Source organism: Salinimicrobium flavum, from assembly GCF_042684505.1.
GTDB classification, from domain to species: Bacteria; Bacteroidota; Bacteroidia; order Flavobacteriales; family Flavobacteriaceae; genus Salinimicrobium; species Salinimicrobium flavum.
The window spans coordinates 153,353-169,159 of record NZ_JBHULT010000012.1 but is presented as its reverse complement, the minus strand read 5'-3'; the positions used below and the strand labels follow the sequence as shown (position 1 = coordinate 169,159).

Sequence of the window (15,807 nt, the reverse complement as noted above, 5' to 3'; positions counted from 1 at the left end):
AGGTTACCTGGGAATTTCTATGGAATGGGCGATCAGGTCAATTACCTTTTCGGGAGTCATTCCCTCCATTTCCTTTTCAGGAGACAGAATTATACGGTGACCAAGCACCGGGGCCAGCGTTTTTCTGATATCCTCGGGAATAACAAAATCCCGGCCATGGATAGCAGCAAGTGCTTTTGATGCATTCATGATGGCAATAGATGCACGGGGGGAGCCACCTAAATAAAGATGTGGATGATTTCGGGTGTTGATCACCAGCTGTGCGATATACTGTAGTAACTTTTCTTCAACGCGAATGCCTTTAATCTGAACCCTTAACTTCTGAAGTTTTTCCGGGTCAAGAACAGTTTCAATGATTTCAAGGGGGTCACTACCGGCCCGGTCATGATGGGTCTGCAGGATCTTTACTTCTTCCTCCAGGCTGGGATATCCCACCTTGATCTTGAACAGGAAACGATCCAGCTGGGCCTCGGGTAAGGCATAGGTTCCTTCCTGCTCGATAGGGTTTTGAGTTGCAATAACCATAAAGGGCGGTTTCATGGTGTGCTTCTTCCCGTCAATGGTGATCTGCCGCTCTTCCATGACCTCAAATAAGGCTGCCTGGGTTTTTGCAGGTGCACGGTTGATCTCGTCAATTAAGATAATGTTGGAAAAGACGGGTCCGGGTTTAAATTCAAAGTCTGAAGTTTTTGGATTCAGCACAGAGGTTCCCAAAACATCACTAGGCATAAGATCTGGTGTAAACTGAATGCGACTAAAATCCGTTTCCAGAGTACGCGCGAATAATTTAGCCGTTATAGTCTTCGCGACTCCGGGTACACCTTCTATCAAAACATGCCCATCTGCCAACAGGCTCACGATAAGCAATTCAATAAAATCTTCCTGACCTATAATTATTTTGGAAAGCTGTGATTTCAGGTTTTCAACTGCCAGTTTCAGTTCCTCCAAAGGGATCCGGTTCTCAAACCTTATCTCTTCGTTACCCACTTCTTTATTTTCCATTTTCATCTTTTTTGAAAGCCTTAATGGCTTTATTTAACTTTAGCAGTTCCTCTTTGGATACCTGCTCTTTTTCTTCAATTGTTGCCATTAATCTCCACAATTCTTTTACCTCTTTCACAGAGTTATTACTTAGCCCGGCCAGTTGCCGGTAAAATTCTTCATTGACCTGATCTGTAGGAATCCTGTACTTCGTTCGAATATAATCTAAAAATAAAATAATTTGTTTGGAGGTTATCGTTTTATATTCACCGGTCTTAAGGTAGAGTCCTGCAACAGTACGAGTGAAGTGGTAAGACTGGTTTTGCAGTGGGTTTACCACCGGAATGCTACGTTGTTTTCGTTTTCCTGCGAATATGATAAACAATATTCCCCCAATGAACATAAAATAATAGGCCCATTTAAGTTGTTTAAACCTCAGAAGGACAAAAAGAGGGGAAGTATTGTAAGCTTTTCCTGCCTTATAGTACTGATCCCAAAAAAGGTCTTTTCCTTTTGGGAGATATCCCAGTGCCCTTTCTGCATAAGCGACATTTTCTTCATAGAGCAAAAAATAATTACTGAAAGCCTGCGGCGTGGTGTGAAGAAAGATAGCACCCTTTCCAATTGAATCCATGACAAAATTGATAGCTGGATCCTTTATCTCCAGTGAATCTGCCTCCAACCCCGAAACTCCCAACACCATTTGATTCAAAGTATCATACTCCTTAATAACAAAATGATACGTTTCCTTGTTATAAAGAAAAGCCTGCTCCTTTTTTAAATTTAAATCTGTAAGATTTAGCCGGGGTTTGGATGAAAATCCTCCTTTGGGAGTAGCAAGACCCACCTTGATCTTTAGAGTGTCCAGTAGGTTGGGGCTGAACCTTTCGGCACTCAAAAAAGCTGTATTGCCCCGTTCAACCCATGATAGCAGTCTCTTAAGTTCACTGTCATGAATATTGATCTCATTATTGAGGAAAAAGTAAGTGCCGTTTTGAAGGGAATCCTTCAGGAAATCAAAAGGAGGAAAATCGACCCCCTTAACCGAAAGATCTTGTTCCTTCAGGTTTTCGTAAAGAACGTAAGAACCTAAAGGGATCTTGTCTTCTGCCGAATAACTGGGGCTCCAGTTTAATTCATCGGGTTCACTTGCCTCCAGCCAGGTGAGCAACACAAGCAGAAAGACCATCAGTCCTAACAATATTTTATAAGTTTTGCTCATTCCCCGGGATTATAAGAACTTCGGTTCTGCGAAATTCCTGTTGGATTTTTTGATATTCTTCTTTACCGGCCATAAAATCCCCGTACCAAATAAAATCATAGATACGGTTTACTTTGCGGTACTGAACCTTAAGACCTTCCGAAGAGATCTCTGAAAGATAATCTTCATCTGTTTTGGAGGGGTCATAGGCCACGATCTCCTTTTCACTTAATTGTTGAAGAATATATAAAAAGTGGTAACGTACCGCCAGCCGGTAATTTTCCTTTTCTATTGCCTTATTAATAAGGTCCCTGATGTTCGCAGTCCTGATGATCTGCTCTTCGTCCTCCAGGATAACACCTGGTTTTGCGGATTGGCCCGGAGGGGAAAACGGGTTGAATTTGGAAAAGAGATAGGCGCTGATCCCTATCAGGAAAAGAATTAACAGGTAAGGTAAACTCTGTATTAAAAAAGCAACCACAGCAGGCACGGTTTTATCCCCCAGCAACCAGTTGAGAAAATTTTGCCAGTGCATTTTAAGATATCTCTTAAAAGTGGTCCCCCAGCTCTCATCCTCCAGCTTTTCAGAATAATTGAATTGAGGGTTTTTCTTAAGGGAACTCATTTTTTCCCGGTCAAATTCAAGAGGAACGGGGGTGGCCAATTCTTTCTTCACCACCCTTAACTCATCTTTCACCGGGCCAATAGTGTCCTGGGAGAAGCCGGTCGCGCCAACGGTAATTAAAATGAGCAATATTATGAGATTTAGCCCCCTCATTGATCTTTTTCTGAAGCACCCAGGTTCGATATGGTCTTGAAGGATCCTGTGGAATACTTCTTTTCATCCAGATCAAAATAAATAAAAGCAGAGGCAACGACCAGGATACTTGTTAGAAGATACTGAGCCAGGGAAGCGATCACATTAAAAACAATATATACCCAATCTACGAATGATGCAGGATCTGCCACGCTTACTTCCTGAGAGCCCATGAGAGCTTTAATAAATACGTAAAATATAAGCGGCAGCTGGAAAACAAGTCCAATAATGTAGACCAGAAGAGTGATCACGAAAAGTGACCAAAATGTGACCCACCAGTTGTCCTTGACGAGAGTAAAAGAATTACTGATGGTATCAATGACAGAATCTCCTTTTCCCATCACCAGGATCGCCGGAGTAAGGGATAGTGGTACCCATAAATATACTCCAGGAAGAATGCATAGCAACAGGCCGGCTCCCGTCATCAATCCAATTAACAGAAAAAGCCCAAGCATACTCCCGAAATCGCTTTTTACTCCGCTGTAAACTTCATTTTCATTAATTCTTCCTTCATTCCTGATGTAGGATCCAATAAGATGTAAAATTGTGGAATAGAGTAAAATATAAAACGCAAGTAAGGAGGTGACCAGGATGAAAATGGAGATAAAATACATGTCCAGGTTAACCCCGGTGCTAATACCAAAGAAAGGATTGTTAAATGAATCGAGCCCAAGATAAGAATAGTACGCAATAGCGAACAGCAGAATGATAAAAACGGGAGCAGTGATCCTGAAGATCAATTTGCCAAGGATCCTGAAATTTTCCCTGATAAATTTGAAAGTATCAGTAATGATCTCTCCCAGATCACGCTGCCTCTGGAATATTATTGGATTTTTGGTCATTAGAATTTTGGTGGTTAAGATAAATTGGATAATACACGTAATAGAACAGGATAATGCCAAAGGAGAGGCTGATGATCGTTATTGCAAGCCAATCGGGCATCCCTGTGCGCCTGGTTACAAAACCTTCAAGAAAACCGGCAACTATAAAAAAGGGTACTGTGCTGATAACGATCTTTAAGCCGGCCTTTATGCCTCTAACGAATGAAGTGAGCCTGGTATAAGTTCCCGGAAAGAGAAGGCCTTTACCAACTACCAGTCCTGCGCATGCTGCCACTATGATCACAGAGATCTCGATCGCCCCATGGATCCAAATCGTTCTTACCGATTCCCATAGTATCCCCTGGTCATAAAAAAAGTACTGGAAAGATCCCAGCATTACTGCGTTCTGCATGATAATGAACACAGTGCCGGCTCCATAGAATATTCCAAAAACGAAAGCCATTAGGGCTACCCTGATGTTATTGATGGTTATACCAAGGAACATGTCCATTTCACCCATTTGTTTATAGACAGCCATAGGATCTTGATTTTCAATATTTTCGAGGGTCATATTCACATAGGCATCACCCATTACCGCCCGTACAAAAGAACCGTCTGTTGCTGCGGAAAAACTTCCGGCCGCAGCAAAGACCATAAAGATTATGAAGGCCAGGAGCAGTTGTTTCTGGTATGAATAGAACTCCCTTGGAAATTCATGAGTGAAAAAGGTTATAATCCTGTTTGGGCTTTCCCTTTTGGTCTTATAAATTCTTTGGTGGGCTTTAGAAGCCAGTGTGTTAAGGTAGATTAAAGTGTTGCTTTGAGGATAAAAGGTCTGGGCATAGCTCAGATCATCTGTTACTTCCAGGTATAATGCCGAAAGTTCATCTGGAGGGGTTCTGACATTATTTTGCAGGGCTCTTTCAAAACTTGTCCATTTATCCTTATTTTGCCTGACGAAAGCAGCCTCGCGCATTTCTCTTTTACTTTGTATCAAAGAAACGTATTAAATGGATAATTTTCAAATAGAAACCGCTCAAAATATCAGCATTACCCAGAATGTTGCGGGGGTGGGAGAGCGAATTCTGGCTTACCTTATCGATGCCCTTATTATGCTTTCATATTTGATCCTCATTATTTTTATAATGACCGCACTTGATTTTTCGGGAGGTGAAGAATGGGTCTATTCCCTGATCATTGGTTTACCGTTGATGCTCTATTTTCTTTTATGGGAGGTTTTCTGGGACGGGCGTAGCCCCGGTAAAGCTGCCCTTGATCTTAGGGTAGTAAAACTTGATGGCACCAAACCCGCTCTTTCGAATTACCTTGTGAGATGGCTGCTGCGTATTGTAGATATTACCATCACCAGTGGTAGCGTAGCTGTAGTTACTATCATCATTAATGGTAAAGGGCAACGCCTGGGAGACCTTGCTGCAGGAACAACTGTTATTTCCGAAAAGGAGAGAGTGGGAATTGAAGGCACTTTGCTTATGGAGCTTCCTGATGATTATAGTCCGGTCTATCCACAGGTTTCTTTGCTTTCCGATAAAGATGTGCAGGAGATCAAAAACCTGTACCAGGATGCCCTGCGCACCTCAAATTACAAAGTGATCAGATCTTTGTCCCTGAAGTTGTCAGACATACTGGGTGTGACTCCTGAAGAGAAACCGACCGAGTTTATAAAGAATGTTCTTAACGATTACACTTACTACACCAGGCATTAGTCCAATATCTCGACATTGAGATAAATATTCTGCCTGGGCCACTCGCTTTCGTCTGTTTCTACTTTTGAAATTTCATCTACCACATCCATCCCTCTTATCACCCTTCCAAAGACGGTATGATCATTATCGAGGTGGTGAGCCCCCCTTTCGCTCTGTACAATAAAGAACTCGTAGGGAGAAGAAGCTTTACTCACATTCTGCTCTGCATACTTGGCGGCTGAAAATGCTCCCCGAACATGTTTATGGCCTGCATCAAATTCGCTGGGTATCAGGTAATCCCCTATGTAGTGTCGCTTGATATTGGTGTCGGGAAGATCTGAATTGCCTCCCTGTACCACAAAACCATCTGCTACCCTGTGAAAAAAATTCTTATCAAAATAATTCTGTTTGACCAGAAAGATAAAATTGGCCCGGTGCAGCGGAGTGTCATGATACAATTGAACGTCTATGTTTCCAAAACGTGTTTTTATCCTGATTCTATCTTCGGGGTTATCTTTGCCATATTGCATCATAAAAGGAATGAATTCTTCCTGGACAATGAGAGGTCCTTCAGGTTTTTCAGGGACTTCCTCCTCTTTTCTATCTTCCTCGGAATTCTCTTTTACGGTATCGTTTTTTTCCGTTACTTCAGGGGTTGGAGTGGAAGATTTTTTTCTGGAAGATTGCTTATCTTCACAGGCTGTTAGAAGGAAAAGAACCGATAAAAGCACGATTAAATGACGCGTCATGGATTTTGATAATTTTCTATATAAAAGTCCGAAATTAAGAAAAATTCAGCTTCCGGGAGAGGAGGCCCACTTTAAATTGGCCCCCATGCTCCGACTTCAGGAGCTGGAAAATCTGAATATAGAACAGCAAAGGCCGAAACAGGCTGCGGTAATGGCGGTTTTTTATCCAGGGGAACAACAAGAGACCAAATTTGTGCTTATCCTTCGGAAAACCTACAAAGGGGTTCATTCAAATCAGATAGGCTTTCCGGGCGGAAGGGTGGAAGACGAGGACCTGAACCTGATGCATACTGCCCTTAGGGAAACAGAAGAAGAAGTTGGGATCCCAAGGCAGGAGGTTACGGTGCTTCGGGAATTGACCCGGTTATACATTCCCCCCAGTAATTTCTGGGTGCAACCATTCCTGGGGCTCATGCATCGTACCCCGCTATTAATTCCGCAGGAAGAAGAGGTGGAAGCCGTACTGGAAATAGATATAGATGATTTTATGAGTGATTCCTGCCTTACGAAGCAAACCTTGAGCACTTCCTATGCCACTAATATTGAAGTGCCTGCATTTCTTCTGAATGGGCACATTGTATGGGGGGCTACCGCCATGATGCTAAACGAAATGAAAGAAATACTTCAAAAGGCGTTGTAACTGCAGAAATAGTATCTTTGTTAGTCTTTTAAAATGTAAGGGTTGTATGGGGTTATTGAAAAAGAATCCTTTTGGACATTATCTTTTTTTCAAGAAATGGTTGATCAGGCTTTTTGGAGTGTTATCGCACCGGCGGTATAGAGGGTTCAATGAACTCAAGATAGAAGGCTCTGAGATCATCAAAAACCTGCCAGACAACAACGTTCTATTCGTTTCCAATCACCAAACCTATTTTGCCGATGTCACAGCCATGTTCCATGTGTTCAATGCAGCTCTAAGCGGAAGGGTGGACAATATTAAGAACGTGGGATACCTGTGGCAACCTAAACTTAACATGTATTATGTTGCTGCCAAAGAAACCATGAAAGCCGGATTTTTGACGCGTCTCATGGCCTATGCCGGGGCAGTTTCTGTTGAAAGAACATGGAGAGAAAAAGGTAAGGAGGTACATCGGGAGGTTAATTTAAATGATACCACCAACATAGGGATCGCTTTAAAAGATGGCTGGGTGATCACTTTTCCCCAGGGAACCACTAAACCTTTCAAACCCATAAGGAAAGGTACTGCACATATTATCAAACAGTACAAGCCGGTGGTGATCCCAATAGTTATTGATGGTTTCCGAAGGTCTTTTGATAAAAAAGGACTCAGGATCAAAAAAAGGGGAATTCTTCAGTCCTTCCAGATCAAAGAGCCTTTGGTTTTTGATTATGAAAATGATTCTGTTGAAGATATTGTGGAAAAGCTGGAATATGCCATTGAACAGCACCCTTCTTTCCTTAAGGTCATTCCGCAGGAAGAGCTGGAGGCTATGGAAGAATTGAACCGCACCCGGAAATGGGACCTGGAAGGGGAGGTATAATCTGTATCTTAGACGGATTAGTCCAAAATCTGCACACTCACGCAGTGATATCTAACAAAAAGGGTAATTTGTAAATAAATTTATACTTCTAGTTTCTTAAGTTCCCGGTAATTCAGTTTCAGTCTTCTTAGCAGGATACCGTAGATCAATTTATAAAAAAGCCATAGAGCACACAGGAAAACAGCGAGAACCAGCACTCCTGCAAGAATAAATTTCATCCAGTCCAACATTTCAAAGGAATATTTGGAAGTTTCCTCAACCTGAGTAACCAGCTGGTGATTCCTTATGCTGAAGAAAGCAACTATAATGGCCGAAAGTCCTGATGAAATAAGGACGAATGCGATATAGGTCTTCACCGTTCTTCGTGTTCTTAAAATGTTTTCCATAAGGGTTACAGCATCATCTGTAGTCGATATTTTTTTGTAATTCCGGTAAAACCGGTAAATGAAGTAGAAGGTTACCATATAGCTCACCACGTAAAGACCAATGGTAAATCCTTTTAGCTGAAGCTGGTCCATTTCGGCCCAGTAATCTTTGTCTGCCAGTCCTATACTTAGTAGAGTCGAAAGCAGTAGTTCTACAATACTAATGACGAATATCCACTTCACGATCGAGGAAGATTTTTTCCAAAGCATTTTATAGATCTGCTCGTAGGTAAGCCGTGGAAGGTCCTCTTCCTGCTTTTTCCAGTTTTGTTTTAATAAATCAAGTTCATCCATCCTTATTACGGATTTAAAATATTTCGCAGGGCTTTTTTGATCCTGTTCATCTTAACACGGGCATTCACTTCTGTGATCCCCAGCGTATCAGATATTTCTTTATAAGACTGGTCTTCCAGGTACAAAAAGACCAGTGCTTTGTCGATGTCATTCAATTCCCGCACAGCCTTGTACATCAAATTAAGCTGTTGCTCTGTCTGGTCATCATATTCATGAGCTTTGATCCTGAAACTTACATCATCAAAGTCCTGGGTCCTGATGTCCTTTTTTGATTTGCGGTATAAAGTGATCGCGGTATTAAGGGCTACCCTGTACATCCAGGTACTGAATTTGGAATCCCCCCTGAATTTTGGAAATGCCTTCCACAATTGGATGGTTATTTCCTGGAAAAGATCATTATGTGAATCCTGGTCATTTGTGTACATACGGCATATCTTATGCACAATGTTCTGGTTCTTTTCCAGGTTGGTCACAAATTCATGTTCGAGTTTTTCTTTCACAATGATGGTTAGCTCCTATAAGTAGTCCTTTTCGTCAGCAAGTTACAAAAGACTAAAAGTTTTTTATTTTTCGCCTATTTGAGGTGAAAACTATAACTTTGAGGAAAGCACGCAATTTTATGAATATTCCTGATTCTAAAAATCCCCGGGTGGTGATCATTGGTGGTGGTTTTGGTGGTATTTCATTAGCTAAACATTTACTTAAGGAAAAACTTCAGGTAATACTGCTGGACCGCCATAATTACCATACTTTTCAGCCTTTACTGTATCAGGTATCCACATCAGGTCTCGAACCTGACTCCATTGCATATCCCTTAAGAAAGATTACCAGACACAGCAAGGAAGGATATTTCAGGTTGACTGAGGTTCAGAAAATAGTTCCCGAAGAGAACCGGGTAGAGTCTTCAATCGGGACCCTTGCCTATGATTATCTGGTGATCGCTACAGGAAGCAAAACCAATTTCTTCGGAAATGAAAGTATTGAGGAACATGCTATGTGGATGAAAACAATTCCACAGGCTCTCAACATTCGCAGTCTTATCCTGGAAAACCTGGAGCAGGCGGTAATAACTGAAGATCCGGAAAAAAGACGGTCCCTTCTCACCTTCGTAGTGGCAGGAGCGGGGCCAACAGGCGTAGAGCTCTGCGGAGCCATAGCAGAGGTGAGGAACCATATTGTTTCCAGAGATTTCAGGGATCTTGATTCGGCCGAAATTAAGATACACTTGATCGAAGGACTTGACCGCGTACTCCCACCTATGAGTGAAAAAGCATCCCGTGAAGCTGCCAGATTTTTAAAAGAACTGGGAGTAGAGATCCACCTGAATACTATGGTACAAGGATATGATGGGAAAACTGTAATTACTAATAAGGAGGGGCTGAACTTTGATACTGCTACTTTCATATGGGCTGCAGGGGTAGCGGGAGCACCGGTCGAAGGACTTGATGCTTCTGCCCTGGTAGAAAGGGCGGGACGTTATGAAGTAAATGTCTTTAACCAGGTACTAGGATATGAAAATATCTTTGCAATAGGAGATATTGCTTTAATGAGAAGTGATAAATATCCTAAGGGCCATCCCATGGTGGCACAACCAGCCATACAACAAGGGAAGCATCTAGCGAAGAACCTGAAGCGACTTTTAAGAAAAGAGCCTCTGGTACCGTTTGAATACTACGACAAAGGAACCATGGCGACTGTAGGACGTAACAAGGCAGTAGTAGACCTTGGGAAACTTAGATTTGGTGGGTTTTTCGCCTGGTTCATATGGATGTTTATACATCTTTATTTTCTGGTAGGATTCCGAAACCGGCTGGTGACCTTCTTTAACTGGGTCTACAATTACGTGAATTATGATAAGGCTTCCAGACTAATTATACGGCCTTTCAAAAGCAATAGGAAGAACCTTGAAGTGGATCAAAAAAAGGTCTAAAAAAACCTGCTCAAAATTTCAATTTCAAGCAGGTTTGAATTTTTCTGAATTACGATTCTTTAAAGGAATTCTACCGTACCCGTATTTACATCATAAACAGCCCCAAGGATCTTAATTTCCCCATTTTCCTCCATTTCAGCAATGATGGAACTGTTTTTCCTGATTTCGTCAACGGTGTAAATAACATTATTTTTTACCACCTCGTTCACATATTCAACATTTTTAATGCTTCTCTGCTCTTCAGGATAATTATCGGTCATTTTAACTGCCGGCTTGATATGTTTGAGCATGGCAGTGATGTTACCCAATTCAACTTCGTCAATAGCAGATTTAACCGCACCGCAGTTTTCATGACCCAATACCACAATAACTTTTGATCCAGCCACTTTAGTTGCGAACTCCATACTACCCAGCATTTCTTCATCTGCGAAATTTCCTGCTATTCTTCCCACGAAAATGTCACCAAGTCCCTGATCAAATATTTCTTCCACAGGTACCCTGCTGTCAATACATGATAAAATCATTCCTTTTGGATATTGCGCGGAACCGGTTTCCTGTATTCTTCTTTGACGATTCCTTGGAGTGAGACTGTCTTTAATGAAGTTCTGGTTACCCTGCTGGAATTCTTTAACCACATCATCTGGAGTCAGGGCATTTCGTCTTTCTTCTGTCAAAGATATATCGGCATCCCGTTGATCGGTCTGTTGTGCCATTTCTCTTTCTTCTACCCTTTCATTTGTCTCATTTCTTTCTTCAGCTTCACCACAAGCTCCCATTAAAAAAGAAATGACCAAAATTAGACTCCAATAATTCAAATTTTTCATTTTCTTATTTTTTAGTGTTATGATTAGAAATAATATAAACGTTTTAAGTCCCTTACGATGTTAAGGTTCGTGTAAAAAGATTTAAACCTGCAATAAAAAAAGCGGCCTAGGGCCGCTTTTTTGTTAATATGCTGGATAGATTACTCTTTGATCACACCACAGCCAATTCTTGTCCCTGCATTTCCTGACGGTTGAGAGATGAAATCATCAACCCCGTCATGAACGATAACAGATTTATCAATTATGTTCATGGTGTCGTCTTCACAGCCAATACACCATTTATCAGTAGTGAAAGTGATACTTCCCTTTCCTTCGGCGTTAACATCAAAATTCCCAATATCACCACGGTGGTAACCTTTTTCACTACCCCATTCCCCATGATCCTCAAAAGTTGGGTTCCAGTGACCTCCTGCAGAAGTTCCGTCAGCAGCAGAACAATCTGCTTTTTCATGTAAATGGATGGCATGCATGCCTTCTTTTAGTCCGGTAAATTCAGCAGTCATGGTAACTTGTCCCTTTTCCTGGGTAAAGGTCACAGTTCCGGCGAGTTGGCTGTCACTCTTAGGTTCCATTGTTACAGTGATTTCTTTCATTTGGGTGGTATCCCCCTCTTGCTCAGTTGTTTCCTGAGTAATTTCAGTTTGCTCTTCTACCCGGTCATCAGCCGTAGATTTTTCATTTTTACAGCCTGTAAAGAACACGGCGGCAGAGAATATTAAAGATAATGTAATGCGTTTCATAGTAAATATGTTAATTAGTTATAGAGGTCTAAATTAGCCAGAATGGGGAGGGTAGCCAAGAAATTAAGTTTTGCTTAACAAATCCATTGGAAACTATGTTTTAGTTAGCCTGGTGTGGATTTCTATTTTGTTATGTAGTGTTCTGTGAACAGGACATTTATCTGCAATTTCCAGGACTTTTTGTTGTTGCTGGTCATCAAGATTTCCATCCAGGATAATTTCTCTTTCAAAAGTGTCGATCTTTGAGGTGTTTCTTTCACATTTTTCACAGTCTTCAGCATGGGTTTTACTGTGGGTGACGTGGGTTTCCACATTTTTGAGAGGCCATTTTTTACGTCGCACGTACATTTGTATGGTCATGGAAGTACAGGCCGCAAGAGCTGCGGAAAGGAAATCATAAGGAGTTGGCCCAAAATTATTACCTCCTACACTTTCAGGTTCATCAGAGACAAAATAATGCCTTCCCGCTCTTAACTGTGTAGTAAAACCAATTTCTCCCAGGTTACCTACTACCTGATGTTCTGTATCCAGGTCTTCTCTAACAGGAATTTCAAGGAATTTTGAGGCCCAGGCTGCGATCACCTTTCCGGCGTAGGTTGAATCTTCGATGTTAGTAAGTAAATGATCTGCCCCATCTAATGAGACGAAGCTTTTTGGATGTCTTGCGGCTACATATAACTCTTCAGCATTATTTATCTCAACCACCGCATCTTGGGGGGAATGAAGAATTAGGAGCGCTTTTTTAACCTCCTGTACGAGTTGTTTCAGATCCTTATTTTGCAGGTCGTTCAGAAATTGCTCTTTGATCGTAAAGTCCCTTCCTCCTACATTAACTGTGGCAAACCCCTTTTCTTTAATTTCTGAAATCTCAGACTTAAGGATGTGGGTAACATGGCTTGTAGTAGACGGTGCACCAATCGTTGCAATCGCTTTCACCGATGGCAGCTGGCCGGCAGCAAAAATTACTGCTGCACCTCCCAGGGAATGACCAATTAAAAGTGCAGGAGCTTTATGTTCCTTTTCGAGAAATTGTGCAGCTGCTATTAGGTCTTCCACATTCCCTGAAAAATTGGTGTCTGCAAAATCCCCTTCACTTTCACCCAGACCTGTGAAGTCGAACCTTAAAACCCCAAAACCACTGGCCGATAAGGCCTGGGCTATGTTTCTTACCGCAAAGAAGTTCTTATTGCAGGTGAAACAATGGGCGAACAACACGAAAGTGTGAGGCTCCTGATTAAGGGGTAATTCCAGGTGACCTGAAAGTTTATCCCCATCGCGATTTGAAAAGGAAACTTTTGAATAATTCATATTAAATGGATTTTTTAAGTGTAAAAAAGGGAAACCCACGGGTTTCCCTTTCATTTTTCTTTTTCATGAAGACCTTACCTGTTGCTGCGGTATTTGTCACGATCAAATTCACCACGATCATAGAAGGAATCATCATCGGGGATTCTTCCACGGTCTCTTCGTTCATCATAAGTTCCTCTGTCTTCACCACGAACCGATTCAATTTCGTCTTCATCACGGACGTTAAGACCCCGACGTCTCTCATCTTCGTCGATCATACGTTTAGGGTTATCAACATCTTCAAGTTCCCGGGTTCCGCGGTCTCTTTTGCGATCTTCATCAATATCCCTGTTATAGGATTCCAGGACGACCACTTCGTAATCCCTGTCTATATTATAACCTTTTTCCATTCTTTTGGTTTCAGCAAACGTCTGGTGATTGATACGGTCTGTATAAACATATTTATCGTCCAGGTTTAACCGGGCAAGTCCAATGGGGATAATGAGATGGTTCTCCCCTTCTTTATTGATGAATTCATGGATGTCTCCTGAAGCCGGCTTTCCATAGGGGTCATGATTCGCGTCAATAATAGATTTTTCTACTTCAACATCAAGATAAACCACTCTTTTTCGCTCAGGACTTACCAGTAAATTATCAACGTGACCAATGGTACGGTTATCTACATCTTTGACTTTCCAACCCCTTACATCCGGGTCATCACTATCAACTTTATAATCAGATAATTCGTTGAGATAATATAAATGCTTTTTCTTCTCTTTCATAATTTTGTTTTTAGGATTAGCTCATTTTTCTTAAAACATCTGCTGCTTCATTAAAGAACTTATTGATCTGGTCCTTTTGCTGCAGGGTTAGTACAGAACCGTCAATATTATTGGCTGCAGTTTTCATTTCTTCCACATCCTGTGCAGCATTAGGATATTGTTGCTTTTGTATCTTTTGAAGAACATTGGCAAGTTTGGTCCCTGCACTCTTAATAGTGTTGGCATGGTTGGTGGCAGTTGGATCATTCTGTATCTTTTGTGCATCCTGCTTTATGGGTTCCATGTCGGCAGTAATATCATAATTGATCTCATCGGCCTTTGCCTGTACAGCATTCATAAGCTCTATTAGAGCATTATTGGTGTATTGATGGTCAACCCCCATTCTGTTTTGGTTAGATATATAAGTAAGATATCCAGCCACACCTTGGCCGGTTGCAGATAAGGTATCTGTTTCCCAGGAGTCGGTATCTGTTTCGTTATCCCAGGATGTGGTGTCTTCATCATCCCATACAGTTCCTTCTTCAACCTGTTCTGTATCCATGTCATCCATATCGTCAACATTGTCATCATCGTTAGCGAATACTAAAAAGTACAGGATCGCCAGAATGACAAGAACCAGGATGATCCAGGGCCAAATGGGTTTCTTTTTCTCAATCTTTATTTCTGCCATAATTCAAATTTTTTGATTAGTATTTAGTTAGATTATATGTCTCCCTAAATTACAGTTTTCACCAGCCTTTTTAATTAAGTCTACCCTAAAGTATTGTTAATTAAGCATTAAAAGGAGGGGTGTATTGAGGTTATATTAGAAGTTTAACCTAATAGGTGGCCTTTTTTTCGGGAACGGCAATTTTGATCTTAACCGGGGATATTACCGCATGTACCTTTTTAATTTCGCCTCTGTATTCTCCGTCAATTTGAAAGGGAACATTTCGCGGGCATTCGATGTGTACTTCGGAAGCAGAGAAGATCTCCACAAAATCGGGGCTTAGTTCAACTTTTTCCCTGAAGGTCTTAAGGATCTCGGGAATGTTGAATTCCTTAAACACCAGGATCTCAAACAGCCCGTCATCATATCTTCCTTTTGGGTTGATAGTTGATCCTGTCCCATATTTTCGTGCGTTGGCAATTGCTAATAGAACAGCATTACGGTGCATAACCTTGCCTTCTTTTTCGATCCTGAATTGAAAAGGGAAATCACTCTCTATAAGTGTTGGAATAGATTGAATGATATAACCCAGTTTTCCCCTGATGTTACCTTCATGATAATTCTTAATAAGAGCCGCGTTTAATCCAATGTCACTAATGTGGACACAGAGTTCGTTATTAATGGAGATGGTATCGAGTCTCAAAAAATGATCTCCCAGGGCTATTTCTGAAAGCTCCTCCAGCTCTGTGGGAAGATCAAGGTTTGCTGCCAGTCCGTTTGCAGATCCTGCAGGATAAAGCCCTATGGGGATCGTTTCATCCTGAAGGATCTCTGCCAGGAGTTTAATGGTGCCATCTCCTCCTACCACCAGGACCCGGTTGGGTTGATACTCTTCAATAACTCCTGTAAGCTTTTGTTTATCATCCTTTCCACAGGTAAGAAAAACTTTGGCGTCTGCAGACCTTTCTTCCAGGGTCTTTTCAATATGTTCTATAATTGGGGTTTTATCTCTACCTCCTGAAATAGGGTTGACTACAAGCAGCACCCTTTGATTTTTTACCATTATTCTTTAGCTTATGTTTAAAAATAAGTAATTTGGAAA

The 15,807-nt window shown here is 41.4% G+C and carries 18 protein-coding genes; 4 read left to right on the top strand and 14 right to left on the bottom strand.

All coding sequences use genetic code 11. The features are described from left to right. Window positions 1-3: 3 nt before the first annotated feature. Genes ACFSTG_RS14480 through ACFSTG_RS14460 form a run of 5 tightly spaced genes read right to left on the bottom strand, consistent with a single transcriptional unit; the run spans window position 4 to window position 4,796 of the window. The gene (locus tag ACFSTG_RS14480) at window positions 4-1,002 is read right to left on the bottom strand and encodes an AAA family ATPase (protein ID WP_380754689.1); all 999 of its coding nucleotides are present in this window, start codon (window positions 1,000-1,002) and stop codon (window positions 4-6) included. Continuing rightward, complete coding sequence (locus ACFSTG_RS14475) at window positions 992-2,203, bottom strand: DUF4350 domain-containing protein (protein WP_380754686.1); 1,212 nt, start codon at window positions 2,201-2,203, stop codon at window positions 992-994. The genes ACFSTG_RS14480 and ACFSTG_RS14475 overlap by 11 nt, the downstream gene beginning before the upstream one ends. Further along, window positions 2,187-2,936 (bottom strand): hypothetical protein, encoded by a 750-nt coding sequence (locus ACFSTG_RS14470; RefSeq protein ID WP_380754683.1) that lies wholly within the window; start codon window positions 2,934-2,936, stop codon window positions 2,187-2,189. The genes ACFSTG_RS14475 and ACFSTG_RS14470 overlap by 17 nt, the downstream gene beginning before the upstream one ends. Before the next feature lie 20 nt (window positions 2,937-2,956). Next, complete coding sequence (locus tag ACFSTG_RS14465; protein WP_380754680.1) at window positions 2,957-3,841, bottom strand: hypothetical protein; 885 nt, start codon at window positions 3,839-3,841, stop codon at window positions 2,957-2,959. Next, complete coding sequence (locus tag ACFSTG_RS14460; protein ID WP_380754753.1) at window positions 3,804-4,796, bottom strand: stage II sporulation protein M; 993 nt, start codon at window positions 4,794-4,796, stop codon at window positions 3,804-3,806. The genes ACFSTG_RS14465 and ACFSTG_RS14460 overlap by 38 nt, the downstream gene beginning before the upstream one ends. Window positions 4,797-4,830: 34 nt before the next feature. Between ACFSTG_RS14460 and ACFSTG_RS14455 the strand changes: the two genes are divergently transcribed. Further along, window positions 4,831-5,544, top strand: a complete 714-nt coding sequence (locus tag ACFSTG_RS14455) for an RDD family protein (protein ID WP_380754677.1) — start codon at window positions 4,831-4,833, stop codon at window positions 5,542-5,544. Here ACFSTG_RS14455 and ACFSTG_RS14450 read toward each other — a convergent pair. After that, window positions 5,541-6,272 (bottom strand): peptidylprolyl isomerase, encoded by a 732-nt coding sequence (locus ACFSTG_RS14450; protein WP_380754674.1) that lies wholly within the window; start codon window positions 6,270-6,272, stop codon window positions 5,541-5,543. The genes ACFSTG_RS14455 and ACFSTG_RS14450 overlap by 4 nt on opposite strands. Window positions 6,273-6,357: 85 nt before the next feature. Here ACFSTG_RS14450 and ACFSTG_RS14445 point away from each other — a divergent pair, with 85 nt between their 5' ends. Together ACFSTG_RS14445 and ACFSTG_RS14440 are read left to right on the top strand one after the other, a co-directional pair. Beyond that, window positions 6,358-6,912 (top strand): NUDIX hydrolase, encoded by a 555-nt coding sequence (locus tag ACFSTG_RS14445; RefSeq protein WP_380754671.1) that lies wholly within the window; start codon window positions 6,358-6,360, stop codon window positions 6,910-6,912. Between the two features lie 46 nt (window positions 6,913-6,958). After that, window positions 6,959-7,774 carry a lysophospholipid acyltransferase family protein gene (locus tag ACFSTG_RS14440; protein WP_380754668.1) on the top strand — a complete coding sequence of 272 codons (816 nt, stop codon included), beginning with the start codon at window positions 6,959-6,961 and terminating at the stop codon, window positions 7,772-7,774. A gap of 80 nt (window positions 7,775-7,854) precedes the next feature. Here ACFSTG_RS14440 and ACFSTG_RS14435 read toward each other — a convergent pair whose 3' ends face one another. Both ACFSTG_RS14435 and ACFSTG_RS14430 read right to left on the bottom strand, forming a co-directional pair. Then, entirely contained in the window at window positions 7,855-8,493 is a 639-nt protein-coding gene (locus ACFSTG_RS14435) for a hypothetical protein (RefSeq protein WP_380754665.1), read from the bottom strand. A 5-nt stretch (window positions 8,494-8,498) separates the two neighbouring features. Then, on the bottom strand, window positions 8,499-8,993 hold the full coding sequence (locus ACFSTG_RS14430; RefSeq protein WP_380754662.1) for an RNA polymerase sigma factor: 495 nt from the start codon (window positions 8,991-8,993) through the stop codon (window positions 8,499-8,501). A 119-nt stretch (window positions 8,994-9,112) separates the two neighbouring features. On the opposite strand from ACFSTG_RS14430, the gene ACFSTG_RS14425 reads away from it, so the two are divergent. Beyond that, window positions 9,113-10,423 (top strand): NAD(P)/FAD-dependent oxidoreductase, encoded by a 1,311-nt coding sequence (locus ACFSTG_RS14425; protein ID WP_380754659.1) that lies wholly within the window; start codon window positions 9,113-9,115, stop codon window positions 10,421-10,423. Window positions 10,424-10,482: 59 nt separating this feature from the next. Here ACFSTG_RS14425 and ACFSTG_RS14420 read toward each other — a convergent pair whose 3' ends face one another. The 6 genes from ACFSTG_RS14420 to ACFSTG_RS14395 all read right to left on the bottom strand — a co-directional run bounded on the left by ACFSTG_RS14420 (window position 10,483) and on the right by ACFSTG_RS14395 (window position 15,768). Next, window positions 10,483-11,247 (bottom strand): carbonic anhydrase family protein, encoded by a 765-nt coding sequence (locus tag ACFSTG_RS14420; RefSeq protein WP_380754656.1) that lies wholly within the window; start codon window positions 11,245-11,247, stop codon window positions 10,483-10,485. Between the two features lie 140 nt (window positions 11,248-11,387). Beyond that, window positions 11,388-11,987 carry a superoxide dismutase family protein gene (locus ACFSTG_RS14415; protein ID WP_380754653.1) on the bottom strand — a complete coding sequence of 200 codons (600 nt, stop codon included), beginning with the start codon at window positions 11,985-11,987 and terminating at the stop codon, window positions 11,388-11,390. Window positions 11,988-12,080: 93 nt separating this feature from the next. After that, complete coding sequence (locus tag ACFSTG_RS14410) at window positions 12,081-13,295, bottom strand: bifunctional alpha/beta hydrolase/OsmC family protein (RefSeq protein ID WP_380754648.1); 1,215 nt, start codon at window positions 13,293-13,295, stop codon at window positions 12,081-12,083. Window positions 13,296-13,369: 74 nt separating this feature from the next. After that, window positions 13,370-14,056, bottom strand: coding sequence for a photosystem reaction center subunit H (locus ACFSTG_RS14405; RefSeq protein ID WP_380754644.1), 687 nt, complete (start codon window positions 14,054-14,056; stop codon window positions 13,370-13,372). 16 nt (window positions 14,057-14,072) lie between these two features. Next, window positions 14,073-14,726: a hypothetical protein gene (locus ACFSTG_RS14400; protein WP_380754638.1), complete on the bottom strand. Its 654-nt coding sequence runs from the start codon at window positions 14,724-14,726 to the stop codon at window positions 14,073-14,075. 148 nt (window positions 14,727-14,874) lie between these two features. Beyond that, a complete protein-coding gene (locus tag ACFSTG_RS14395; protein WP_380754632.1) occupies window positions 14,875-15,768 on the bottom strand; it encodes a diacylglycerol/lipid kinase family protein in 894 nt (297 codons plus the stop codon). Between the last annotated feature and the right edge of the window lie 39 nt (window positions 15,769-15,807).